General features: G+C 71.7%; 20 protein-coding genes. 12 read left to right on the forward strand and 8 right to left on the reverse strand.

The genetic code is table 11. The features are described from left to right. Window positions 1-117: 117 nt before the first annotated feature. Entirely contained in the window at window positions 118-2,391 is a 2,274-nt protein-coding gene (locus tag QI633_RS18495; protein WP_282426677.1) for an immune inhibitor A domain-containing protein, read from the forward strand. A 70-nt stretch (window positions 2,392-2,461) separates the two neighbouring features. On the opposite strand, the gene moeZ is transcribed toward QI633_RS18495, so the two are convergent. Next, window positions 2,462-3,670, reverse strand: a complete 1,209-nt coding sequence (gene moeZ, locus QI633_RS18500) for an adenylyltransferase/sulfurtransferase MoeZ (RefSeq protein WP_141798008.1) — start codon at window positions 3,668-3,670, stop codon at window positions 2,462-2,464. A gap of 164 nt (window positions 3,671-3,834) precedes the next feature. Between moeZ and QI633_RS18505 the strand changes: the two genes are divergently transcribed. The 4 genes from QI633_RS18505 (at window position 3,835) to QI633_RS18520 (ending at window position 6,098) form a co-directional block, all read left to right on the forward strand. After that, window positions 3,835-4,485 carry a TetR/AcrR family transcriptional regulator gene (locus tag QI633_RS18505; protein ID WP_260805878.1) on the forward strand — a complete coding sequence of 217 codons (651 nt, stop codon included), beginning with the start codon at window positions 3,835-3,837 and terminating at the stop codon, window positions 4,483-4,485. A gap of 64 nt (window positions 4,486-4,549) precedes the next feature. Further along, window positions 4,550-4,780, forward strand: coding sequence for a DUF3107 domain-containing protein (locus QI633_RS18510; RefSeq protein WP_141798006.1), 231 nt, complete (start codon window positions 4,550-4,552; stop codon window positions 4,778-4,780). Between the two features lie 99 nt (window positions 4,781-4,879). Then, complete coding sequence (locus tag QI633_RS18515; RefSeq protein ID WP_282426678.1) at window positions 4,880-5,698, forward strand: protein phosphatase 2C domain-containing protein; 819 nt, start codon at window positions 4,880-4,882, stop codon at window positions 5,696-5,698. 28 nt (window positions 5,699-5,726) lie between these two features. Then, on the forward strand, window positions 5,727-6,098 hold the full coding sequence (locus tag QI633_RS18520) for a hypothetical protein (RefSeq protein ID WP_141798004.1): 372 nt from the start codon (window positions 5,727-5,729) through the stop codon (window positions 6,096-6,098). 7 nt (window positions 6,099-6,105) lie between these two features. Here the strand turns inward: QI633_RS18520 and ligD (QI633_RS18525) are convergent, their stop codons facing one another. After that, window positions 6,106-7,023, reverse strand: a complete 918-nt coding sequence (gene ligD / locus QI633_RS18525) for a non-homologous end-joining DNA ligase (RefSeq protein ID WP_141798003.1) — start codon at window positions 7,021-7,023, stop codon at window positions 6,106-6,108. After that, a complete protein-coding gene (gene ligD, locus QI633_RS18530; RefSeq protein WP_282426679.1) occupies window positions 7,023-7,952 on the reverse strand; it encodes a non-homologous end-joining DNA ligase in 930 nt (309 codons plus the stop codon). The genes ligD (QI633_RS18525) and ligD (QI633_RS18530) overlap by 1 nt, the downstream gene beginning before the upstream one ends. Window positions 7,953-7,987: 35 nt before the next feature. Here ligD (QI633_RS18530) and QI633_RS18535 point away from each other — a divergent pair, with 35 nt between their 5' ends. After that, window positions 7,988-8,890 carry a Ku protein gene (locus tag QI633_RS18535; protein ID WP_282426680.1) on the forward strand — a complete coding sequence of 301 codons (903 nt, stop codon included), beginning with the start codon at window positions 7,988-7,990 and terminating at the stop codon, window positions 8,888-8,890. Between the two features lie 755 nt (window positions 8,891-9,645). Further along, entirely contained in the window at window positions 9,646-10,947 is a 1,302-nt protein-coding gene (locus QI633_RS18540) for an HNH endonuclease signature motif containing protein (RefSeq protein WP_282426681.1), read from the forward strand. Between the two features lie 59 nt (window positions 10,948-11,006). Here the strand turns inward: QI633_RS18540 and QI633_RS18545 are convergent, their stop codons facing one another. Both QI633_RS18545 and QI633_RS18550 read right to left on the reverse strand, forming a co-directional pair. Then, on the reverse strand, window positions 11,007-12,851 hold the full coding sequence (locus tag QI633_RS18545) for a trypsin-like peptidase domain-containing protein (protein ID WP_282426682.1): 1,845 nt from the start codon (window positions 12,849-12,851) through the stop codon (window positions 11,007-11,009). Window positions 12,852-12,856: 5 nt separating this feature from the next. Further along, window positions 12,857-14,176: a serine/threonine protein kinase gene (locus tag QI633_RS18550; RefSeq protein WP_141797999.1), complete on the reverse strand. Its 1,320-nt coding sequence runs from the start codon at window positions 14,174-14,176 to the stop codon at window positions 12,857-12,859. A 106-nt stretch (window positions 14,177-14,282) separates the two neighbouring features. On the opposite strand from QI633_RS18550, the gene QI633_RS18555 reads away from it, so the two are divergent. Together QI633_RS18555 and QI633_RS18560 are read left to right on the forward strand one after the other, a co-directional pair. Further along, window positions 14,283-14,984, forward strand: a complete 702-nt coding sequence (locus tag QI633_RS18555) for a VWA domain-containing protein (protein ID WP_160158207.1) — start codon at window positions 14,283-14,285, stop codon at window positions 14,982-14,984. After that, window positions 14,981-15,862: a protein phosphatase 2C domain-containing protein gene (locus QI633_RS18560; RefSeq protein ID WP_282426683.1), complete on the forward strand. Its 882-nt coding sequence runs from the start codon at window positions 14,981-14,983 to the stop codon at window positions 15,860-15,862. Before QI633_RS18555 ends, QI633_RS18560 begins: the two co-directional genes overlap by 4 nt. 9 nt (window positions 15,863-15,871) lie before the next feature. Here the strand turns inward: QI633_RS18560 and QI633_RS18565 are convergent, their stop codons facing one another. Together QI633_RS18565 and QI633_RS18570 are read right to left on the reverse strand one after the other, a co-directional pair. Continuing rightward, window positions 15,872-17,431 carry a hypothetical protein gene (locus tag QI633_RS18565; protein WP_282426684.1) on the reverse strand — a complete coding sequence of 520 codons (1,560 nt, stop codon included), beginning with the start codon at window positions 17,429-17,431 and terminating at the stop codon, window positions 15,872-15,874. A gap of 2 nt (window positions 17,432-17,433) precedes the next feature. Next, window positions 17,434-18,246 carry a protein kinase gene (locus QI633_RS18570; RefSeq protein ID WP_282426685.1) on the reverse strand — a complete coding sequence of 271 codons (813 nt, stop codon included), beginning with the start codon at window positions 18,244-18,246 and terminating at the stop codon, window positions 17,434-17,436. Window positions 18,247-18,397: 151 nt separating this feature from the next. Between QI633_RS18570 and QI633_RS18575 the strand changes: the two genes are divergently transcribed. From QI633_RS18575 to QI633_RS18585, 3 genes are read left to right on the forward strand one after another with little or no spacing between them, the layout of a single operon-like run. Beyond that, window positions 18,398-20,014, forward strand: a complete 1,617-nt coding sequence (locus QI633_RS18575) for a hypothetical protein (RefSeq protein ID WP_222117782.1) — start codon at window positions 18,398-18,400, stop codon at window positions 20,012-20,014. A gap of 34 nt (window positions 20,015-20,048) precedes the next feature. Beyond that, window positions 20,049-20,483 carry a hypothetical protein gene (locus QI633_RS18580; RefSeq protein WP_141797994.1) on the forward strand — a complete coding sequence of 145 codons (435 nt, stop codon included), beginning with the start codon at window positions 20,049-20,051 and terminating at the stop codon, window positions 20,481-20,483. Between the two features lie 2 nt (window positions 20,484-20,485). Then, window positions 20,486-21,709 carry an FHA domain-containing protein gene (locus tag QI633_RS18585; RefSeq protein ID WP_282426686.1) on the forward strand — a complete coding sequence of 408 codons (1,224 nt, stop codon included), beginning with the start codon at window positions 20,486-20,488 and terminating at the stop codon, window positions 21,707-21,709. A 3-nt stretch (window positions 21,710-21,712) separates the two neighbouring features. Here the strand turns inward: QI633_RS18585 and QI633_RS18590 are convergent, their stop codons facing one another. Beyond that, the gene (locus QI633_RS18590) at window positions 21,713-23,731 is read right to left on the reverse strand and encodes a cation:proton antiporter (RefSeq protein ID WP_282426687.1); all 2,019 of its coding nucleotides are present in this window, start codon (window positions 23,729-23,731) and stop codon (window positions 21,713-21,715) included. Window positions 23,732-23,742: the final 11 nt, after the last annotated feature.

The following is a 23,742-nucleotide window of genomic DNA, read 5'->3' on the forward strand; positions in this document are numbered from 1 at the left end:
CCACGATCTTCGTGTGGGCTACGTCACTGCGCCGGATTGTTCAAGGGGGGCCGGTGCAACCCTCGGGCCTCCTTGCGCGCCGTCCGGACGCTCCACCCACCCAGCTCGGAGGCAATCGTGAAGAAACTGGCATCCGGCGTCGTCGCCGGCGCCGCGGTCCTCGCCCTCGGAGGCACCCTCTCCCAACCCGCCCAGGCGATCCCGTCCACCGACGGTCCCTCGCCGCAGGGCAACGCGCACGGCAAGTCGCACGACCGGCCCGGACCGAAGACCAAGGAGCATCGCAAGGATCTGCGCAAGGCGCGGGCGATGCTCGCCAACGGCAGCGCGCAGCTGAAGCAGCAGGCCGGCGGCGGCGCGACCGTCCAGCTGGCCGACGGCGAGTACGTCGAGTTCCCGGTGAACCGGACCGACAAGGTGCTGACCTTCCTCGGCCAGTTCGGCACCGCGAGCTCAGGACGCTACGGCCGCACCCCCGGGCCGCTGCACAACCAGATCCCCGAGCCCGACCGCTCGGTCGACAACTCGACGTACTGGGTGCCGGACTTCGACAAGGCGCACTACGACGACATGTTCATGGGTGACGGCGAGTCGTTCCACGACTACTACCGCCAGCTGTCGGGTGGCCGCTACGACGTCAGCGTCACGACCGAGGACTGGGTGACCGTGCCCGGCAACGCGTCGAGCTACGGCGACAACGCGATCGAGGACAACGGCGGGTCGTGGGCTTTCATCGCCGACACCGCGAACGCCTGGTACGCCGCCCAGGTGGCCGCGGGCAAGACGCCCGCCGAGATCGACGCCTACCTGTCGCAGTTCGACGTGTGGGACCGCTACGACTACGACGGCGACGGCGACTTCAACGAGCCCGACGGCTACCTCGACCACTTCCAGGCGGTGCACGCCGGCGGCGGCGAGGAGGGCGGTGGCGGAGAGGACGCCATCTGGTCGCACCGCTGGTACGCCTACGGCGACCGCTACGGCCAGACCGGGCCGACCGTCGAGGGTGACGGCGGACCGCAGCAGAACCTGTACGGCGGCACCCAGGTCGGACAGTCGAAGTTCTTCATCGGCGACTACACCGTGGAGCCGGAGAACGGCGGCCTGGGCGTGTTCGCCCACGAGTACGGCCACGACCTCGAGCTGCCCGACTACTACGACACCGCGGACGGCGAGAACGGCACGGGCTTCTGGACGCTCATGTCGTCCGGCTCCTGGCTGGGCCACGGCCTCACCGACATCGGCACCACGCCCGGCCTGATGGGCCCCGAGGAGAAGCTCTTCCTCGGCTGGCTCGACTACTCCGAGGTGGGCTCCGGGCAGAGCGGGGCCTACCGGCTCAGCCCGTCGCAGGTGACGGCGGTCGGCCAGGACCAGGCGGTCAAGGTCGACCTCCCGGACAAGACCACCACGACGACGTACACCGCGCCGGCGACCGGGGCGCACGCGTGGTACTCCGGGCGCGGCGACAACCTGGTCAACACGCTGACCCGGTCGGTGCCGGCGGCGTCGCGGGTGACGGTGGGCGCGAAGGTCTGGAACCAGATCGAGACCGACTACGACTACCTGTACGCCGAGTACTCGCTCGACAACGGCGCCACCTGGAAGACGCTCGACGCGATCACCGGGAGCTCCGGGTGGTCCGGCCACAAGTGGGCCTACCGGGCCAGCGGGTCGACCTCGCTGTTCCGGTTCCGCTACGCCACCGACGGCGGGGTCAACGAGGCGGGGGCCTTCCTCGACGACATCACGGTGACCAACGACAAGGCGACCTTCGCCGACGGAGCCGAGAACGGCGACAACGGCTGGACCGTCGACGGGTTCAAGGTGTCGACCGGGACCGAGACCAAGACGACGGGTCGCTACTACCTGCTCGAGAACAGGCAGTACGTCGGCTACGACGCCACCTTGCAGAACGGCCCGTACCAGTTCTCCGAGGGGGTCACGCGGCCCGACTGGGTGGAGCACTTCCCCTACCAGACCGGCATGCTGGTCTGGCTGGTCGACCAGGCCTACGCCGACAACAACACCATCACGCACGAGGGTGAGGGCTACGCGCTGCCGGTCGACGTAAGGCCGGACTCGCTGACCTACCCCGACGGCACCAGCCCGACCAACCGGCGCGAGCCCTTCGACGCCACGTTCGGGCTGCACGCGACCGACCCGGTGTGCCTGCACACGCAGGTGCCGACGAAGACCGGCTTCACCTCCCAGGAGGCGTGCGCGCCGTCGGTCGCGGGGATCCCGACCTTCGACGACACGGACCCGAACCGGTACTGGACGGCCGCCAACCCGTGGAACTCGGTGAAGGTCGCCGGGGCCGGCGTGACCGCGACGGTCACTGCCGAGAACGCCGACCGCTCCATCGACGTCCAGGTCAGCAACCCGTAAGGGCGACCGGACCACCGGGGACAAGGAAGGGCCCCGCGATCCAGCCGGATCGCGGGGCCCTTTCGACTGCTCAGTAGCTGGGCTGGCTCGGGTCGATCTGGTTGACCCAGGCCACGACGCCGCCACCGACGTGGACCGCGTCGTCGTAGCCGGCGCCCTTGACGATCGCCAGGCACTCGGCCGAGCGGACGCCGCTCTTGCAGTGCAGGACGACCTGCTTGCCCGAGTCGACCGGCGGGAGCAGGCCGAGGGCGTTGCCGTTGAGGAACTCGCCCTTGGGGATCAGGACGGCGCCGGGGATGTGGTTGATCTCGGCCTCGGCGGGCTCGCGGACGTCGACGAGGACGAAGTCGCGGCTGCCCTCCTCCTTCTCCTTGATCATCGAGGCGAGCTGGGTCACCGAGATGGTGGCGTCCGCCGCGGCGTCGGCGGCCTCCTCGGAGATCGCGCCGCAGAAGGCGTCGTAGTCGATCAGGCCGGTGACGGTGGGGTTCTCGCCGCACAGCGCGCAGTTGGGGTCCTTGCGGACCTTCAGCTTGCGCCACTCCAGCTCGAGGGCGTCGTAGATGACGAGCTTGCCGATGGCCGGGTCGCCGGCGCCGATCAGCAGCTTGATGGCCTCGTTCACCTGGATCGAGCCGATGCTCGCGCACAGCACGCCCAGCACGCCGCCCTCGGCGCAGGAGGGGACCATGCCCGGCGGCGGCGGCTCCGGGTAGAGGCAGCGGTAGCAGGGGGCGTCGTCGGCCATGGTCGGCGCGAAGACCGACGCCTGGCCGTCGAAGCGGTAGATCGAGCCCCACACGTAGGGGATCCCGAGGAAGTACGCCGCGTCGTTGACCATGTAGCGCGTGGCGAAGTTGTCGGTGCCGTCGACGATCAGGTCGTAGCCCCGGAAGACGTCCATCACGTTGTCGTTGTCGAGGCGCTCCTCGTGGAGGACCACCTCGATCAGCGGGTTGATCTCGTGGATCGACTCCTTGGCGGACAGGCCCTTGGACTTGCCGAGGTCGGACATGCCGTGGATGACCTGGCGCTGCAGGTTGGACTCGTCGACCTCGTCGAACTCGGCGATGCCGAGCGTGCCGACGCCCGCCGCGGCCAGGTAGAGCAGCGCCGGGCTGCCGAGACCGCCTGCGCCGATCACGAGCACCTTGGCGTTCTTGAGGCGCTTCTGACCGTCCATCGCGACGTCGGGGATGATCAGGTGGCGGCTGTAGCGGCGGACCTCGTCGATGGTCAGCTCGGCTGCCGGCTCGACCAGCGCGGGAAAGCTCACGGTGTTGCTCCTCGGGTACTGCTGGATGGAATGGGGGGCCTGGGCGCAACGCTGCGACGGCCCGGGCTGTTCCCTCGATGCGTCCATGGTCCCTGTCGGGTCCAAGGCCCGGGCACCACGTCCCGGCATCCGGACCCCGGCTACCAGCGAGTAGTCTCGTGTCCGTGGTGACCGAGCAGTTCGACCTGGACGAGCCGCGGCCGCGCGGCGTACGACTCCCGCGACGCGAGCGACGCGCTCAGCTGCTGTCCGCTGCCCTCGAGGTCTTCGTGGCCCAGGGCTACCACGCCGCGGCGATGGACGACATCGCCGAGCGGGCCGGGGTGTCCAAGCCGGTGCTCTACCAGCACTTCCCCGGCAAGCTCGAGCTCTACCTCGCGATCCTCGACGCCGCCTGCGACTCGATCATCGCCAACTGCCGCAAGGCGCTCGACTCGACCCACGACAACAAGCAGCGGGTAGCGGCGACCATCGACGCCTTCTACGCGTACGTCGGCCACGACACCGGCGCCTTCCGGCTGGTGTTCGAGTCCGACCTCACCAACGAGCCCGCCGTGCGCGGGCACATCGACCGGGTCACCACCGAGTGCGCCGACCTGATCGCGACGGTCATCGCCGAGGACACGGCTCTGCCGCCCGCGGCCTCCCAGCTGCTCGCCGTCTCCCTCGTGGGAATGGCCCAGGTCAGCGCCCGGTTCTGGCTGACCGAGAACGACGGGGCCATGGCCGGCCTGGGTCGCGACGAGGCGACCGCCCTGGTGGCGGGCCTGGCGTGGCGCGGCATCCGCGGCTACCCGAAGACCGACGAGAGCTGACCGACCGGAGCTGACCGACCAGTCCCTGGCTAGGCTGGCGTCCCCACGAACGAGGAGTGTGACCATGACCGTCGAGGTCAAGATCGGTGTGCAGAACACCGCCCGTGAGCTGGTCATCGAGACCGACGAGTCCAACGAGGCCGTCGCGAAGCTGGTCGCCGACGCCATCGCCGCCGCCGACGGCGTGATCACGCTGACCGACACCAAGGGCAAGGTCACCGTCGTCCCCGCCGCCAAGCTCGCCTACGTCGAGATCGGCCGCAGCACGTCGGGCCAGGTGGGCTTCCGCTCGTAGGTCGGACTGGCGGGTCTCGTGACGGTCGCTGCGCGACCTCCTCGACCTCCGGGGAACTCCGGCGCCCCTCCCGGGCGTTGAACAGGACGACCCCGGGAGGTGAGCGCCGTGCTCCAGTTCCGCTTCGCCGCGCGCAGCGAGACCGGTCGCGTGCGCACCAACAACGAGGATGCCGGCTTCGCCGGTCCCTACCTGCTCTGCGTGGCCGACGGCGTCGGCGGCGCCGAGGCCGGTGAGGTCGCCTCGGCCACGACGTCGTACGTCGTCAGCGCCCGCTCCCTGGCCCATCCCGGCCACGAGCCGGCGCGGCTGCTCGGTGCGGCGACGCGCGAGGCGCACGCCCAGCTCGCGGCGGGCATCGCGGCCGACCCGCGCCGCACCGGCATGGCGACCACGCTGACCGCGCTGCTGACCGACGGCATCCACACGGCGCTGGCCCACGTCGGCGACTCCCGCGCCTACCTGCTGCGCGAGGGCGAGCTGAGCCAGCTCTCCCACGACCAGACCCTGGTGCAGTCGATGGTCGACGACGGACAGCTCACGCCTGCGCAGGCCGCCGTGTCGCCGTACCGCAACGTCGTGCTGCACGCCGTCGACGGCGAGCACATGCCCGATCCGGACCTGCTGCTGCTCGACCTGCGGCCGGGAGACCGGCTGCTGCTGTGCAGCGACGGCCTGACCGACGTCCTGTCCCCCGCCGCCATCGCGCTGGGCCTGGGCCTCGACAGTCGCACGATGGCCGTGGACCGGCTGGTGCTGGCCGCGCTCGACGGCGGCAGCCGCGACAACGTGACGGCGATCGTCGCCGACGTGGTCGACGCGCCCGCGATCGCGGCCAACGGCCAGGTGCTCGGCGCGGCCGTCGACCTCGCCAACGTGGTCGACCCGGCCGCCGTCCGCCCGTTGCGCTCTGCCTGACGTCCGTCACTGGCCCTACACTGGGACCGTGAGCGCGAAGCGGTCCTACGAGTACGCGCGCCTGTGGGTGCCGCTGTACGACGCCGCCGCGCTCGCCGTCCTCCGCCCGGTCTACCTGATCGAGGCCGCCGACGGCTTCGAGGGCATCGCCGCCGAGAAGAACACCACCCTGATGGGCCTGTTCAACGAGCTCGGCCGGGCCGGCTGGCGGATCGACACGACAGCACAGCGGGTGGACCACCCGTCGGCGGAGTTCCAGATGCTGATCGACGCCACCCTCGACGAGGCCGACCACGCGGTCTCCCCCGACGAGGTGGCGCATGCCGTCGGCTCGGGCGGCGACCCGGCGGGTGCGGTCACCGAGTTCGACGTCTACCCGATGCGGCGCCGGCTGGCCTGAGGCCGGGTCAGGCGAACAGGTCGCCGTACTCCTCGACGCGCTGCAGCACCTGCGTCGGCGTGAACTGGTCGAGCCCGAGCGGGTCCTCGGCGCCCTCGGCGACCTCGTCCCAGCCGATCGGGGTGGCCACCTGGGGGCGCGGCGTGCCGCGCAGCGAGTACGGCGCCACGGTGGTCTTGGAGCCGGCGTTCTGGGACCAGTCCAGGAACACCTTCCCGCGCCGGCGCGCCTTGGTCATGGTGGCGGTGACCAGCTCGGGGCGGGCGGCCTGCAGCTCCTCGGCGATCTCCTTGGCCAGCTCGCTGGTCTCGGCCGACGGGAGCGGCTCGGCGAGCGGTGCGTACAGGTGCAGGCCCTTGCTGCCGCTGGTGACCGCGACCGCGTCGAGGTCGCGCTCGGCGAGGGCCTCCTGCACGAGCAGCGCGACCTGGCAGCACTCGTGGAGCCCGGCCGGCTCGCCGGGGTCGAGGTCGATGACGATCCGGTCGGCGCCGACGGGTTCGTCGTCCTCGTCGACGGTCCACTGGTGGACGTGCAGCTCGAGGGCGGCGAGGTTGACCGCCCACACCAGGGTCGGGAGGTCCTCGATGATCGGGAACACGAGCGTGTCGCCGTGTCGGCTGGGGCCGCGGCTGCCCGTGGTCGGCACCTCCGCGGTGCGCACCCAGCTCGGGGTGCCGCGGGGTGCGTTCTTCTCGAAGAAGCTCATGTCGCCGACACCGTGCGGCCACCGGATCCGGGTGACCGGGCGGCCGGCGAGGTGCGGCAGCAGCGCGGGGGCGACCCGCACGTAGTAGTCGAGCACCTCGCCCTTGGTGGTGCCGGTGCTCGGGTAGAGCACCTTCTCCAGGTTGGTGAGCCGCAGGGTGCGGCCCTCGACGTCGACGTGGACCTCGGTCTGGGGATGGTCGGCCTTCTTCGCCATCACAGGTCCTCGGGGGTCAGGTCGGTCCGCACGCCCTGGTACGACGGCTGCCGGAGCCGCTCGTAGCCGAGCCCGTGGGTGTCGACGTCGACGACCACCACCGGGTCCACCCACCAGGTCCCGTCGGCGTCGGCCCGCGGCACCTCGTCGGCGAACGGGCTCGAGGCACGAGCCAGGGGCGCCAGCAGCTCGGCGAGGGCGCGGGACTGCTTCGCGCCGATGCCGCTGCCGACCCGGCCGCGGTAGGCCAGCCCGTCGGCGGTCGGCTCCCCCACCAGGAGCGAGGCCAGCCGGTCGCTCGTGCCGACCTGCGGGCGCCACCCGCCGACCACGAACGAGCCGCGGTGACGGTGCGGGTGCTTCAGCCAGTGGTGGCTGCGCTCGCCGGGTCGGTACGTCGAGTCGCGGCGCTTGCTGACGATGCCCTCGAGCCCCTGGGCGCGGGTCGCCTCGAAGAGCATCGCGCCGTCGTCGTACTCCGCCGGGACCTGCCACCCGGAGCGGCCCAGGTCGAGTTCGGCCAGCCGGCGGCGACGCTCGTGCAGCGGCAGGGCACAGAGGTCCTCGCCGTCGAGGCGGAGCAGGTCGAAGACCATGTAGGTCGCGGTGATCCGGGCAGCGAGGCGGGCCACGGTGGCCACGTTGCGCACGTGCATCCGCTCGGCGAGCACCCGGAAGTCAGGCACGCCACGCTCGTTGAGCGCGATGATCTCGCCGTCGACGACCAGGTCGCGGACGCCGGTGGGCGGGGTCACCAGCTCCGGCCACGCGGGGGTGATCCGGTTGCCGTTGCGACTGGTCAGCGTGACCGCGCCCCCGTCGAGGGACCCGAGCGCGCGCACGCCGTCCCACTTGACCTCGTGGCACCACTCCTCGCCCCGCGGCACGTGGGTGCTCGGGGTGGCGAGCATCGGGCGCAGTTCGGGCACGGGCCCATCCTGTCAGGACCGGATAGTCTCGACCCATGCGTGCGATCTGGAAAGGGGCCGTTTCCTTCGGCCTCGTCAGCGTGCCGGTCAAGCTCTACAGCGCGACCGAGAGCCACGACGTCTCGTTCCGCCAGGTCCACGCCAAGGACGGCGGCCGGATCAAGTACCAGCGGATCTGTGCGATCGACGGCGAGGAGGTGCCGTACTCCGACATCGCGAAGGGGTACGAGACCGAGGACGGCGAGATGGTGATCCTCACCGAGGACGACCTGGCCAACCTGCCGACGACCTCCTCGCGCGAGATCGCGGTCGAGAAGTTCGTGCCGAGCGACCAGATCGACCCGCTGCTGTTCGAGAAGTCCTACTACCTCGAGCCCGAGGGCACCGGCGCCAAGCCGTACGCCCTGCTCCGCCAGGCGCTGCTCGACGCCGACCGGATGGCAGTCGTCACCGTGGCACTGCGCCAACGGGTGACCACGGCGGTGCTGCGGGTGCGTGAGGACGTGATCGTGCTGCAGACCATGATGTGGCCCGACGAGATCCGCAAGCCGGACTTCAGCGTCGAGACCGGCGAGGTCAAGGACGCCGAGGTGAAGATGGCGCACATGCTCGTCGAGACCCTGTCCGGCGACTTCGACCCGGCCGAGTTCGAGGACGACTACGCCGACGCGGTCCAGGCAGTGGTGAAGGCCAAGATCGAGGGCGGCGAGGTGCAGCGCACCGAGACCTCGGCCAAGTCCGGCGGCGAGGTGGTCGACCTGCTCGCCGCGCTGCAGCGCTCGGTCGAGGCGGCCAAGACCTCGCGGGGCGAGGGCGAGGAGAAGCCGGCGGCGAAGAAGACTGCCAAGAAGGCGGCGGCCAAGAAGACTCCCGCGAAGAAGTCCGCTGCCAAGAAGACCGCGTCCAAGAAGACCGCCGCGAAGAAGAAGGCCAGCTGAGCGCTGCGGTCGAGGAGGTCGCGCAGCGACCCCGGTGGTCGAGGAGGTCGCGCAGCGACCCCGGTGGTCGAGGAGGTCGCGCAGCGACCCCGGTGGTCGAGGAGGTCGCGCAGCGACCGTCTCGAGACCCCTGACCGTGCTGCCGGAACTCTGCGCGGGCTTCGGCTCCGTAGCCGGTTTCGTTCCGAATGGGCAGCGACGAGGAAGGCGTCGAGGTGGCTGGGTTCGGCGGTCGGGCTACGGTCCGCATCCCCGGTGGTCGAGGAGGTCGCGCAGCGTCCCCGGTGGTCGAGGAGGTCGCGCAGCGTCCCCGGTGGTCGAGGAGGTCGCGCAGCGACCGTCACGAGACCCCTGACCGTGCTGCCGGAACTGTCCGCGGGCTTCGGCTCCGTAGCCGGTCTCGTTCCGAATGGGCAGCGACGAGGAAGGCGTCGAGGTGGCTGGGCCCGGCGGTCGGGCTACGGTCCGCATCCCCGGGTGGTCGAGGAGGTCGCGCAGCGACCGTCACGAGACCCCTGACCGTGCTGCCGGAACTGTCCGCGGGCTTCGGCACCGTAGCCGGTCTCGTTCCGAAAGGGCAGCGACGAGGAAGGCGTCGAGGTGGCCCGGGTTCGGCGGTCGGGCTGCGGTCCGCGACGCCATTTCGGTTGCAGCTGGAGACGTCGGTTCTCCGCACCCCACGGATCGAGTTTCCCCTGTCCACAGGCGGGTTTCCGACGCGTGATTGTGTCGGAGGTGGGTGGGAGAATCCAGTCATGGATCTCGGAACCCAGCCCCGCACGACAGCAGCCCTGCTGTCCGGGCTGCGCGCCGAGGTCGAAGGACGCCAGGCCTCCCTGGTCCGCGAATGGACCGCGATCGTGGAGTGGGCGAGCGACCACATCGTGACCTCGCCTGAGGGTGCCGCGACGATCACCGAGGGCTACCTCGACACCGGCGTCCCGATCGCCGGGCCCGGTGCCCCGCTGGTGTCGGAGTTCGCGTTGATGGAGCTCGTCGCCGTGCTCGGCCGCCCACCCGATGGCGGGAAGGCGTACGTCGGCCGCGTGATCGAGTGCGCGTGGCGGCTGCCGAACGTGTACGACGCCGTCGCGGCTGGGCGGTTGGCACCGTGGCGGGCCGAGCGGATCGCGGACCTCACCCACGGCTTGTGTGCTGAGGCGGCTGGGTTCGTGGACCGGCAGCTGTTCAACGCCTCCGGGGTCGGCTGGGCGCAACTGGAGAGGCTCGTGGCGGAGGCGGTGCTTCGGCTCGACCCCGAACGTGCCGAGGCCGACCGGAAGGCGGCCGCCGACCATCGGCATTTCGACCTGAGCGAGGTCGACGAGCACGGGCTGGTCCACCTCGACGGGCTGCTGGACGCCGCGGATGGCCACGACCTCGACCAGGCCGTCGCCCGACGAGCCGAGGTCCTCGCCCGGCTCGGTGACGACTCGTCGCTGGACGTGCGCCGTTCCAAGGCTGCCGCGGAGCTCGCCCGCCACGACCTGGCCCTGGACCTGTTGCTCCCGGACGCCGACACCGGCGAGGTCGTCGCGACCGTCCCGGGCCGCAAGGTCGTCCTCAACATCCACCTCACTGACACCACCCTGACCGGGCACAACCCAGTCGGCCGCTGGGACGAAGGCCGCTGCCCCATCACCACCGCCCAGATCCGGGAGTGGCTGCGTGCGCGACACACCACCATCATCGTCCGGCCGGTGATCGACCTGGCCGACCACGTGCCTGTGACGGCGTACGAGATCCCCGACCGCCACAAGACCCGCGTCGCACTGCGGGACCACACCTGCCGGTTCCCCCACTGCACCCGCCCCGCGACCCGGTGCGACCTCGACCACGCCCGCCCCTACGGCCAGGGTGGTCCGACCTGCCCCTGCAACGAAGTCCCGCTGTGCCGTCGCCATCACCGCGCCAAGACCCACTCACTGTGGCGCTACGAGACCCCGATGCCGGCGACCTACCTGTGGACCAGCCCCAACGGGTTCCGGTTCCGCGTCGACCACCGCGGCACCCACCCCCTCCACGACAGCGGCGACACCGGCCCGCCCGACCAGTAGCCACCCCGCCCCGCACCCCGCAGGACCTCACGTCCGCGGGGGCGCAGGCATGTCCCGAGTCAGTCCGTCTCGTCCTCGGCCTTCTTGATCAGGTCCTTCACGACGTCGATCGACCGGATCCGGCCGCTGGTGACCGTGCTCCCCTCGTCGGCGAACAGCGAGGTCGGGATGCCGATCAGCTCGCCGTCCTCGTTGATCGCCATGCCGCCGGAGTTGCCGGGGGCGATCCGGGCGTCCGTGTCGAGCTCGGAGCGCGGCCCGAGGTCGGGATCGTTCAGGACGGTGGAGATGACGCCGGTGGTGACCGTGATCGACTCGCCGTCGCCGGCCACGGCCGGGAAGCCCAGCACGGTGACGCTGTCGCCGGCCCGCAGGTCGTCCGAGCTGCCGATCGGGACGGTCGGGAGGTCGAGGTCGTCCTCGAGCGGCTTGCCGTCCTCGTCGGCGTAGATCTGCACGACGGCGACGTCGAGGTTGCCGTCGGCCTCCACCACGCGCGCCCGGTAGGCGGCCGGGGCGTTGGTGTCGGTCATGCCGTCGGTCAGCGAGATCAGCAGGTAGTCGGGATTGGCGATGAGCACCTCGTCGCCGTACTTCTCCGCGAGGCCGGGTGACTCGGGGGCGGCGACGTGGGCGTTGGTGAGGATCAGGCCGTCGGAGCGGATGATCGAGCCTGAGCCGTGGTAGGTGCCGGTCTTCGACGGGTCGTCGAGCAGGTGGCTCTCGGCGGTGATCTTGACGGTGGCCGCCTTCGCCGCCTCCAGCACGTCCGTGTCGCCGCCGGCACGCTTGACCGGCTCGTCGCGGCCCAGGACGAACGCCAGGCCTACGATCCCGGCGACCAGCAGCAACGCCGCGGCGATGCCGCCGATGATCGCGAGCCGCTTGCCGAGCCGGCGACGGGCGATCCGCCGCTCCTCCTCGGCTGCGGACAGGATGGGCACCAAGGTGAGCTCGGGGCCGGCGACCGGGTGGCCCAGGCGCAGCGCCAGCCGCTCGTCGAAGCGGGTCGTGGTGACCCGGCGACCGTCGTGGAAGGTGCCCTCGTTGGAGAGGTTCGTGTAGGTCCAGCCGCCCGGGACCGGGTCGATCCGGCCGTGCAGGCGCGAGCAGGCCGGGTCGCCGATGACCACGGTGCAGTCGCTGCGCCGCCCGACGGTGATCGGCGTGGGGTGGCGGAAGCGGTGCTCGCGCCCCTCGGCGACGAGCAGCAGGTCCGGGCCCGTGCGTGGCGCGGCGCCGGCACCGGGCGGGCCCGACGGGCGCGGCATGGCGAGGATCTGCGTGGCGTCGTTGCCGGAGATCGCCGCCGGCAGGCCGGGGGCGGCGGCCGGGCGGGCACCGGGGGCGGGGATCGACGGTACGGGCGCACCCGCGAGCGGCGCCCAGGGCGACGGCGTGCCCATCGGCGGCGTGGCCGGGGGCGGCATCGACGGCGGCATCGACGGTGGCGTCGACGGTGGCGTCGAGGGTGGCATCGAGGGGGGCGGTGTCACCGGGAACGGCGGCCGGGTCGCCTCGTCGACGACGTACGACGGCGCGGCGGGCCCGCTGGGCTCATCCGGCGGCGGCGCGGGCGCGACCGGGGTGGCAGCGACGACGTCGTACTCCTCGGCCGGGATGATCGCGAGGGAGGAACCGGGAGCCGGCGGGCCGCAGCGCACGGTGATCCGCCGCTCGACCGGGTAGTCGGTGATCCGCTCGTCGTCGACGTAGGTGCCGAACTGGCTGCCGCTGTCGACGAGCACCCAGCCGTAGTCGGTGGCCTGGAGCTCAGCGTGCTGGCGGGAGACCGAGCCGGCGGTGAGCACGACGTCGGCCTCGATGGCGCGGCCGATCCGGTAGACGGACTTTCCCTCGAGACGCAGGACCCGGCCGTCGACCTCGACGACGAGTGCGGACACGACGCTCACCCCTGCCCGTCGGTTGCCGGCCGGCGTACCTGCACCGTGGCGTTGCGGATCTGGATCCGGGCCCCGGACACCAGCTCGATGGTGCGGTCCGGCTCGAGCAGGAAGTTCTGGCCGCCCGGGTAGGCGACCGGCCAGGAGAAGTCGGAGGCGTTGTGCAGTCCCCAGCGCTCGGGGGCGTCGGGGTGCTGGCGGACCTGGCCGAGCACCTGCGGATGGTCGACGCCGGAGGTCAGGTGGTCCGAGCGCAGCGTGGTCTGCGGCCCCACGGCGACGGTGCGGCGCCCGACGTGGAGCAGGTACGGCGGGCGCACCTGGGTGCCGTCCTGCCAGCAGGTCACGCTGTCCTCGGCGGGGCTCCAGAAGTTGGTCGTGCCGCAGGTCGGGCACGCGAGCATCCCGTCGCGCAGCCGGTCGAGCGCCTTGATCCACTGGCCCTCGGTGACCCGCGCGCCGGGGTTGTCCATGCCGTCGACGAACGCCTGGACGAACAGGTCGCGCAGGAACTGCGGGTAGATGTTCCAGTACTGCTGCACGATCTGGGCCGGCCGGTTCTCGGCGCGGGTGGGGTGCATGCAGAACAGCGGCTCGGTGCCGAAGTGGGTCATCAGCCAGTGGGCGTCACGCATGCCGGCGTCGGTGCGCGCACCCTCGAGCGGGTGGCCGAGGAACAGCGAGTAGAAGAGCAGCACGGCCAGCGAGTGCCGGTCGGTGTCGGTGTTGGGCAGGGTGCGGTACGTCGTGTCGCGGACCACCTCGGGCGCCATGAAGTAAGGCGTCCCGAGCACCCGGCCGGTGCCGTTGTCGATGCCGACGTTGTCGTTGTCGCAGATCAGCACGTCGCCGTTGCCCGGGTCGAAGAAGACGTTGCCGAAGGAGATGTCGCGGTAGCACAGGCCGCGGGCGTGCAGGCGCAGGAAGCTGTAGCTGAGCTGGCGGCACAGCTCGATGATCGAGGCGAAGGAGACGTCGAGCGGCTTGCCGTCGCGGTCGGCGTTGAGGAGCAGGTAGCTGAGCTCGAGGTAGCGGGGGTGGCGCAGGTGCATGACGTAGCCGAAGCTCGGCTCGGTCCCGACCCGCGCCATGCTGAGCGGCCACAGGAACCGCTGGTGGGGCGAGCCGATCTCGACGAGCTGCTGCATCTCGTCGTACTGCTGGGCGGTGGCGCTCTCGGGCTTGTACCACTTCAGCGCCAAGGGCTCGCCGGAGTCGCGGCGCACCTCGAACACGTAGCCCTGGCCGCCCTGGCCGAGCAGTGACGTCACCCGGGCGCGCCCCAACGGCCCGAGGTCGACCTCGACGCCCTCTGCCAGCACCATGGGTGTGACCGACCTCCGTTATCGCGTTCCTGGACCCGTGACAGGCTATAACCTCGACAGAACGGGAACAGTTGAAACCCGACGCCCAGGTGGAAGGAGGCCCTCGATGAGCGATCGGCTCGGCGGTGCCCTGGCGCGCAAGCCCCTGCACTTCATCTTCGTGCTCGACGTGTCGGGCTCGATGCTGCGCGGCGGCCGCATCCAGGCGCTCAACAACGCCATCACCGAGGTCCTGCCGCACCTGAAGGACGAGGCGCGGGCCAACCCGCACGCCGAGATGCTGGTCCGGGTGCTGGCGTTCGCCAACGAGCCGCAGTGGATCATCGAGGAGCCGACCCCGGTCGACCGGATCCACTGGACCCGGCTGGAGGCGGTGCCGCGCGGGTTCACCGAGCTCGGCAGCGCGCTGCAGACCCTGGCCGGCGCACTCGACCACCTCGACGAGTCCAACAGCGCGTTCCCGCCCGCGATCATCCTCGTCTCCGACGGCCGCCCCACGCAGAGCAGCGGTGTCACCTTCGCCGAGGGCCTGCAGGCTCTGCTCAACAACCGCTGGGGCGCCACCGCGGTCCGGCTCGCGCTCGGCGTGGGCCGCGACGCCGACATGCACTCCCTGCGCCGGTTCATCGGCGACGAGGAGGTGCCGCTGCTGCGCGCGGACAACCCGGAGCAGCTCGTCGAGTACATCGTCTGGGCCTCCAAGGCGGCCAGCAAGGTCGCCTCGCGACCGGTCGTCGGTCCGGGATCCGGGGTGACCGCGGCGCCGCCGAGCCCGATCGGCGACCCGATCTGGAGCACCCTGGGATGACCGACCGCCCGGACGCCGATCCGGTGTGGACGACCCTGTCGGGTACGACGATCGGCTCGGTCCACGTCCGTGACGAACTGCCGATCCAGGACGCCGTGCTCACCTGGAGCGACCAGGCGCTGGGGCATGCGGTCATCGCCGTCGCCGACGGCCACGGGCACAAGTACCACTTCCGCAGCGACACCGGCGCGGCGCTGGCGGTGGTCAGCGCGGTCGAGGAGCTGCGCCGGATCCTGCCCGACCTGACCGCGCCCGACGAGACCGCCCGCGACCGGGTGGCGCGGGCCGGGGCGGCGATCGTGGAGACCTGGACCGCGAAGGTCCGCCACCACCTCGAGGCGAACCCCTACTCCCCCGCCGAGGACGAGCTCGGCGCCTCCGCAGACCCGCTGCGTGCCTACGGCTCGACCATCCTCGGCGCGGCCGCGGCCGGGGACGTGATGGTGTTCCTGCAGATCGGCGACGGCGACTCGGTCCTGGTGGCCAGCGACGGCACCGCCTCGCGCCCCCTGCCCGAGGATCCCGACCTCGACGGGCTGCACACCAGCTCGCTGTGCCAGCCGCGCCCGCTCGACGCGCTGCGGGTCGGCGTCGTCGACGCCGCCGCCGACCGCGCGGCGCTGGTCTTCCTGTGCACCGACGGCTTCGGCCGCTCCCGGGTCGACTCCCACGGGTGGTGGCGCCAGACCGGCGAGCAGCTGCTGGAGTTCGCCCGGGCCCGGGGCCTGGGCTGGGTGCGCGAGCAGCTGCCCGAGTGGCTGGCCGAGCCCGCCCTCATCGGGGGCGACGACACCACGATGGCGCTGCTGGTGCGCAACGACGTCGCCGGGATCGACCGGCCCGACCTCGCCGACACCGTGCCGGTGCCCGAGGGCTGAGCACCCCCGTCAGTCGTCGGAGGGCCACCACTTCTCGAGGCCCTCGAGGTCGCCCTCGAAGTTCCGCGCGACGCCGTAGCAGTAGCAGTCGTCGGCGTTCCAGTCCCAGTAGACCGTCGCGGTCTCCCCGGAGCTGTCGAGGTAGGCGTAGTAGCCGCCCTCGGCCTCGCCCTCGCCGAAGCGCCACGTGCCGCCCCCGCCCTGGGTGCCGGCCTCGTCGTACTGCTTCTTGTAGTACTTGCGGTCGGCCTTCATCTCCTTGCGGGTGGAGTAGCGGCCGACGCTGACGATGATCCCGCTGTCGTCGGTCTCGCAGCTGCTCTCCTCGGTCTCGCCGGTGAAGAAGGTGCGCTCGCGGGTGCACTTGGCGGGGTCCATGTTGATCTTGATGAACTCGATCAGCTTGGGGTGGGCCGGCGCGGTCGGCTCGGTGACGCGGGGCGAGGTGCTGGTGAAGCTGGCGACGACCGCGTCGATGGTGGCGGTGCCCTCGCCCTCGAGGAGCGCGGACTGCTTGGCGCCCTTGCTGTCCCAGTAGACGACGGCCGGGTCGGTGGTGCCGCCCCGCTCGGGGTCGTACTCGTAGAGGGCCGTGGCGCCGTTGTCGGCACTCATCGTGCCGGCGCGGTAGTCGAAGCGGGCGGTGCGGGCGGCGGTGAACGCCGCGTCGTCGGCGTAGGTGACCAGGCGCAGGGTGCCGGTGCTGACCGAGCACTGCACGACCTCGGTCTCGCCGGAGCCCGGCTGGTCGGCCTTGCAGTCGGTGGCGCCGGCCGAGATCTTGCTGGCGAGGGTGCCGTAGCGCTCGTCGAGGGCCGCGGGCGTGACGTCGACGTCGGGCTCCTTCGGGCCGCTGGACTCCACCTTCTTCGGATCCGGGTCCTTGCCGCCGCCGGAGAGCGCGACCGCGGCCGCGACCCCGCCGCCGACCACCACGACGCCGGCGACGGCGGCCGCGATCCACACGGCGGCACCGCGCTTCTTCGGCGGCGGGGCGCCGAAGCCGCCGGGAGGGGCGTAGCCGCCCGGACCGGAGGGGTACGCCGCGGGGGCGGCATACGGCGGGGGTGCGGGCGTCGGGCTCACCGTCGGCTGGGGTGCCGACTGGTGGACCGGCGGGGCCGGCGGCCAGGCGGTGGGAGGCGGTGACTGGTACGGCGGCGCGGCGGGCCCGGGGGCGGGCGCCGCGGTCGGCGGCGGCAGCTGGCCGCTCGCGGGCCGGCTGGTGCGGTAGCGGAGCACGACGGCGGCCGGGACGGTGCCGACGGCGTACCCGAGCACGGCGGCGGCCCAGCTCGACGCGGCCTGGTCGTCCCCGCCGCGGTCACGGGCCAGGCGCAGCCCGGCCTCCTCGACGGCGCGGCCCGGGTCGGCGCCGCCGTCGATCATCTCGCGCAGCGGGCTGAGCACCCCGAAGCGCACCGCGTCGACGAGCAGGTTGATGTCACCGGTGGTGGCCTGGTCCTCGGCCAGGACGTCGTCGAGGACGCCGCGGAAGCCGGCGGCGTCGTCGAGGATCGCCGAGCCGTGCTCGGTCACCAGCTCGCGCAGGACGTCGTGGAGCTCCATCCTCAGACCGCCGACCCCAGCTCGGCGGCGATCCCCGCGATGCGGTCGGCGACCTCCGCGGCGGTGCGCGGGCGGACCGCGACGTCGGTGGCGAGGCAGGCCTCGACCAGGTCGCGGGCGGCCGGCGGCAGGTCGGGGGCCAGGCTGGGCTGCGAGGCGAGGATGGAGCGCACCAGCAGCAGCGGCTCGGTGTCGCGGAGCTCGCCGTACACACCGGCTCCGGTGATCGCGAAGTGCACGGTGGCACCCAGCGACCAGATGTCGCTGGCCCGCGAGGCCTGGGCGCCGAGCATGATCGCCGGGTCGGTGAACTCCAGGCCGATCTGTCCGAGTCCCGTCGTCACCATGCCCGGTGACAGCAGCTGGGAGAGCCCGAGGTCGGCGAGGCGGCCGCCGTCCTCGGCGATCAGCACGTTGGCGGGCTTGATGTCGCGGTGCGCGATCCCGCGCTCGTGGAGTGCGTGAGCCGCCCGGGCGGCGTCGCGGACCGCGGCCACCCGCTGGCCGACGCCGATCTCGACCTGGGGCCGTTCGAGGGAGCCGAGTGGCAGGAACTCCATGGCGTAGTAGAAGGCGCCACCCTGCCGGCCCGCGTCGTAGACGGCGACGAGCCGGTCGGAGTCGGCGACACTGAAGTGCTTGAGCTCGCGGGTCGCGCGGCGGAAGGCGTCGTCGGACGTGGGTCCGGCGATCACCTTGACCACCACCTCGCCGGCCGGGATGCCCAGCCGGGCCGGGGCCGTGGCGAGGTAGTTGGTGCCGTAGTTCGACTCGCCCAGCGGGCGCACGAACTCGTAGTCAGCGATTCCCTGCACGCGGATCCTCCAGCGCCTCGTCGTCCAGCCGGGTGCCTCGGCCGGGGTCCAGCATGTCACGCGATCCCGGCTGGCAGCAGCGATTCCCCCGGCGCCGGCGGGGCAACCGGTGTAGCGTTCCGGACGCCGTCAGCGACCCAGGAGGCATCCGTTGATCGACCCCACCGCGGCATCCGTGGTCCCGACCACGGACCCCTCGACCTACCTGCCAGCCCAGCCGATCTCGGGTGACCTGAACGACCAGCTGCTGCAGACCGACTTCTGGACCGACGACATGGTGGCGGCCGCCGGCATCCCGATCGTGGACGTCCCGTTCGTCACGATCGGCGGCGGCATCGGGAGCTTCGTGACCGTCGACTACCTGCGCATCGCGGGCGTGCCGACCTCCCAGATGCGGGTGCTCAGCACCCTCGACTTCCCGTGGCAGACCTACGAGTACCTCACCCGGGTCTCCCAGGTCCCCCGGCCCGAGCGGATCCGCTCCGACTCGGCGTCGCGGCCGGACAACATCTGGGGCTTCCCGTCGTACGGCTTCGCGGAGGGCGTGCGGCACTTCAACCTCAAGGTGCTCTGGCAGCTGTTCAGCGAGCCGATCTTCGAGGACTACTACACCCCCAAGGCCGGCAACGTCTTCCAGCAGCTCGAGCGCGAGGCGAAGCGGATCGCGTACGACGAGATGCTGGTCAAGGGCCTGGTCCGCATCGTCCGGCGGCGCTACGGAGGCGGGTACTTCACGATCCTGACCCCGCCCGAGGGCGCGTCGGCCACCAAGCGGGTCGCCTTCCGCTCGCAGTACGTGCACCTGGCGGTCGGCTACCCAGGACTGAAGTTCCTGCCCGAGCTGCAGCGCTACCGCACCGAGAACAACGACTACCGCCACATCGTCAACGCCTACGAGGCCCACGAGCACGTCTACGAGCGGCTCGTGCAGACGCCGTCCACGGTGCTGGTGCGCGGCGGCGGGATCGTGGCCTCGCGCATCCTGCAGCGGCTGATGGACGACCGCGAGAAGCACGGCGCGCAGACCAGGATCGTGCACCTGTTCCGCACCTACATCCACGGCACCAACGATGGCTACGGCAACGAGGAGGACCAGCGCCCGGGCGGTGGCCGCACCCGGGTGACCATGCGCCGCCGCGGTGGCGACGGGTGGGCCTACCAGGGGTTCAACTACCCGAAGTCGGTGTGGGGCGGCCAGCTCAAGGCGCAGGTGCGCAACCTGGAGGGCGAGCAGCGCGCCGAGCTCTACAAGCGGATGGGCGGCACCAACACGCCCTACCGCAAGAGCTGGCAGCGGCAGATGAAGCAGGGCCGCCGTGAGGGCTGGTACAGCTGCGTGGTCGGCACCGTCGACGAGATGCGGCCCAGCGGCGAGCGGATCCTCAACCAGGTCCGCACCGCCCAGGGCGTCGTACCGGTGGAGGTCGACTTCGTCATCGACTGCACCGGCCTCGAGGCCGACATCGCCGAGCACCGCCTGCTCAAGGACCTGCTCGACCACGGCGGCGCCAGCCGCAATCCGGTCGGCCGGCTCAACGTCGACCGCTCCTTCGAGCTGATCGGCACCCAGTCGGGCGGCGGCGTGATGTACGCGTCGGGCGCGACCACGCTCGGCGGCTACTTCCCCGGCGTCGACACCTTCCTGGGCCTGCAGGTCGCGGCCCAGGAGATCTACGGGGACCTCAACAAGCGCGGCTTCTGCAAGCGGATCGGGCCGGTGCGCTCGACCCTGCAGTGGTGGAAGTGGCTCGCCGGGAGCGCCCCGTGAGCCGGCCCGTCGCGACCCCAGGAGCGTGTGACTGATGCTGCCCACCCTCAACGGCCGGCTCCAGACCCGGATCTTCATGCTCGTCGTCTTCGGCGGGCTGATCACGCTGGTGCTGACACCGATCCTGCCCGGCGACCCGGACTACCGCACGACGTACCTCATCCTCGCGGCCGTGCTGGTGCTCGGCATCGTGTGGGAGCTGATCTACCACGCCATCCAGCAGCTGCGGTGGGAGAAGGACTGGCCCACCATGTTCGGCCTGATCACCGCGCTCAACGAGGGCGCACTGGTGTGGCTGCTGCTCGACCTGGAGCTGGTGCCCGGCATCGACTACCCGTACGACGGGGTGCCGTTCTGGGCGTTCTTCATCGACTTCTCGGTGATCTGGCTGGTGATCTGGGTCTGGACCAACGGCCCGATGCGGGTCCCGTTCATCCGGTGGCGCTTCTTCGGCGGAAGGATCATTTGACGATGACGCACAGCTCGGCAGACGACTGGACCGCGGCGTCGGTGGTCCCCGGGCCCGGCGGCGGCACCCTGGCCCGGTTCGGGCCGGTCGTGCTCCTCGTCGGGTCCGACGACCCGGAGGTCGTGCGGCCCTACCTCGAGCACGCGGAGATGGTGGCCGCCAACGGCGGCCAGGGCCGCCAGCTGATCCGCGGGTTCGCGCTGATGCTGTCCACCTCGGTCGACCAGTCCCCCGGCTTCGCCGCGATCGCACCGCACACCACCGGACTCGCGGTCTTCGTCGACGGCGACGTCGTCGTGAACGTCGACGGCGAGGAGATCAGCGGCGCGCAGTCGCTGGCGTGGGTGGAGCGGCTGATCCCGTGGCCGGTCGAGTCGGTCTCGGCCGTGCTGCCCGGAGCCGCGGCGCCGGCCGCCGGGTCGTCGTACCGGCTCGATGGTGGGGTCGTGCCCGCCGGTGGCTTCCTGGTGCCCACCGTCGGTGGTACGCCGGCCGAGCCGGTCCTGCGCCCGGCGACCCAGGTCCGGGCGCCCGAGCCGGCGCCCGTCGTCCAAGCTCCGCCGGCCGTGGAGCCCGAGCCGCCCGTCATGGCGCCGGTCGCCGGCCGGCCGCTGCCGCCGGCGCAGCCCGACGAGCACGTGAGCTTCCAGTCGGTGCTGATGAGCGAGGTCGACGACGACATCGACGACTTCGAGCCGCTGCCGATCGTCGAGGACGCGGCTCAGGTCCACGACGACCACGCCCATGAGCAGGTGCGCGGCGTCTACTGCAAGAACCAGCACTTCAACGACCCGCGGGTGCTGTTCTGCGGGATCTGCGGGATCAACATGGTCCAGCAGACGCCCGTGCTGGTGAACGGCCCGCGGCCGCCGCTGGGCGTGATCGTGCTCGACGACGGAGCGGTGTTCCAGCTGGACAACCCGTACCTGTTGGGGCGCGACCCCGCACCGGACGAGCGGATCGTCGCCGGCGAGTTCCGGCCGCTGCCGATCATCGACCAGTCCAACCAGGTCTCCCGGGTGCACGCGCGGCTCGAGCTGCGCGGCTGGGACGTCGTCCTGGTCGACAACAACTCGACCAACGGCACCTACGTGCACCTGCCGAAGACCCCTGACTGGGTGCGGATGCCGCCCGGCAGCGAGCAGGTCCTGGTGCAGGGCACCCGGGTCCGGATCGGGCACCGCACCCTGGCGTTCAACACGCACGCGGGCAACGCCACCGGCTGATCGTCAGACCGTCGCCCCCGCGGCGAGCGGCACGGCTGCGAAGTCGACGGGGGCGGCGTCCAGCTCGGCGCGCACTCGCACGGTCGCCGTAGCGGCGTCCAGGGCACCCACCGCGATCGGTACGGCGGCCAGCGGCCCCGCGTCGGCGGCCGGGTCCGCGAACCGCACCCCGCGCGACTCCAGAGCCGCCCGGGCTGCCGCCTGGCGCCGGCCACCGTCGCCGTGCAGAGCGAGCGTGGTGCCGCGGGCGAGCGCGAGCCGGGCGCCGAGGACGATCGCGGCCTCGCCGTTGCTGCCGGTGGCCCAGTCGACGACGACGGGGGCGTCGGGGTCGGGGGTCGTCGTACCGGTGGCGGCGACCACGACCGGTGACTCGTTGGCGGCCACCACTGCGGTGAGTGCGGGGTCGTCGGACCAGACGACCAGGCCCTGCGGGGCGAGGGCGCCGACCAGCTCGACCAGGTCCTGCTCGACATCGGCGCTGGGGTGGGCGATCACCCGGACCGGGACGCCCAGCTCCTCGCCGTGGTGCACCAGTACCTGCTGGCGCTCCATCGCCGCCGCCATCTCGGCGAGGTCGAGCGACAGGCCGCTGCCGACCTCGAGCGGACGACCCTGCGCAGTGAGGTCGGCGAGCACGATCTCGGCCGGCCGGGCGCCGGCGAGCGCGGCCACGGCGAGCTCGACGGGCAGCCGGTTGTCCTGCCCGTGACGGGCCAGGACCAGGATCCGGTCGACGGCCTCCTCGCCGAGCGCGGCCCGCTCGGCCTCGGCGATGTCGCGGGCCACGCGGCGCTGCGGGTAGACGAGGCCCAGCAGCGGACCGGTCATCACGGTCGTGACCAGGGCCATCACCACCATCATGGTGAACAGCTCCTGGCTGAGCAGGCCCTTCTCGAGGCCCACGTTGAGGATGATCAGCTCGGTCAGGCCGCGGGTGTTCATCAGCAGGCCCAGCGAGCTGGCCTGCCAGTGCGGGACGCTCTGGAGCCGCGCGCCGACGTACGCGCCGACGTACTTGCCGATGATGGCCACCGCGAGGATGCCGAGCATCGGGACGATGTGCTCGGCGCCGAGCCCGCGGATGTCGACCTTGAGGCCGGAGAGCAGGAAGAAGACCGGCAGCAGCAGGAGCACGGAGATCTGCTCGAGACGGACCAGGATCTCGTGGCGCAGGGCGGCGGCGTTCTCGTGCGGGATGATCGCGCCGAAGAGGAACGCGCCGAAGATGTAGTGGATGCCGAGCAGGTCGGTGGTGGCCGAGAAGAGCAGCATGCCGACGAGCACCACCGAGAGGATGGTCGGCGTGAGCTCGCCGGCCTTCCGGTACGCCGTGGTCAGCCAGCCCAGCGCCGGGCGGACCACGAACACGGCGAGGGCCACGAACGGCACCGCGAGGTAGATCGCCCAGTGGGGCAGGTGGCTGTGCTCCCCCTCGACGCCCGCGATCGCGAGCACCACGGCCAGCAGGGTCCAGGCGATGATGTCGTCGGTCGCCGCGCAGGCCAGCGCCAGGCCGCCGGTCTCGGTGCGGTGCATCCGCCGGTCGGTGAGGATCCGGGCGAGCACCGGGAACGCGGTGATCGACATCGCCGCACCCATGAACAGCGCGAACGGCCAGAACTCCGCGTCGGCCGGCTTCAGCGCCTCGGTGGCCCCGCTGCTGACGAACAGGTGGGCGAGCCCGATGCCGAGGGCGAAGGGCAGCGCGATCGAGGTGACCGACACGGACACGGCGACCTTCTCGCGGCCCCGGACCAGGGAGAGGTCGAGCTCGAGCCCGACGACGAACATGAACAGCACCAGCCCGACGCGGGCCAGGACGTCGAGGAACCCGCGCTGGTCGACCGGGAACAGGTCCTGGCTGAGCTGCATCCCGAGGAGACTGGGACCCAGCAGGACGCCGGCTCCGATCTCACCCACGACCGGCGGGATGCCGATCCTCGCGACCGCGGCGCCCGCGAGGCGCGCGACGACGATGATCAGCGCGAGAAGGGCCAGAAGGACCGCGAAGTCGAGCACCGTCGCAGCCT

Source organism: Nocardioides sp. QY071 (assembly GCF_029961765.1).
In the GTDB taxonomy this organism is placed as follows: Bacteria; Actinomycetota; Actinomycetes; order Propionibacteriales; family Nocardioidaceae; genus Nocardioides.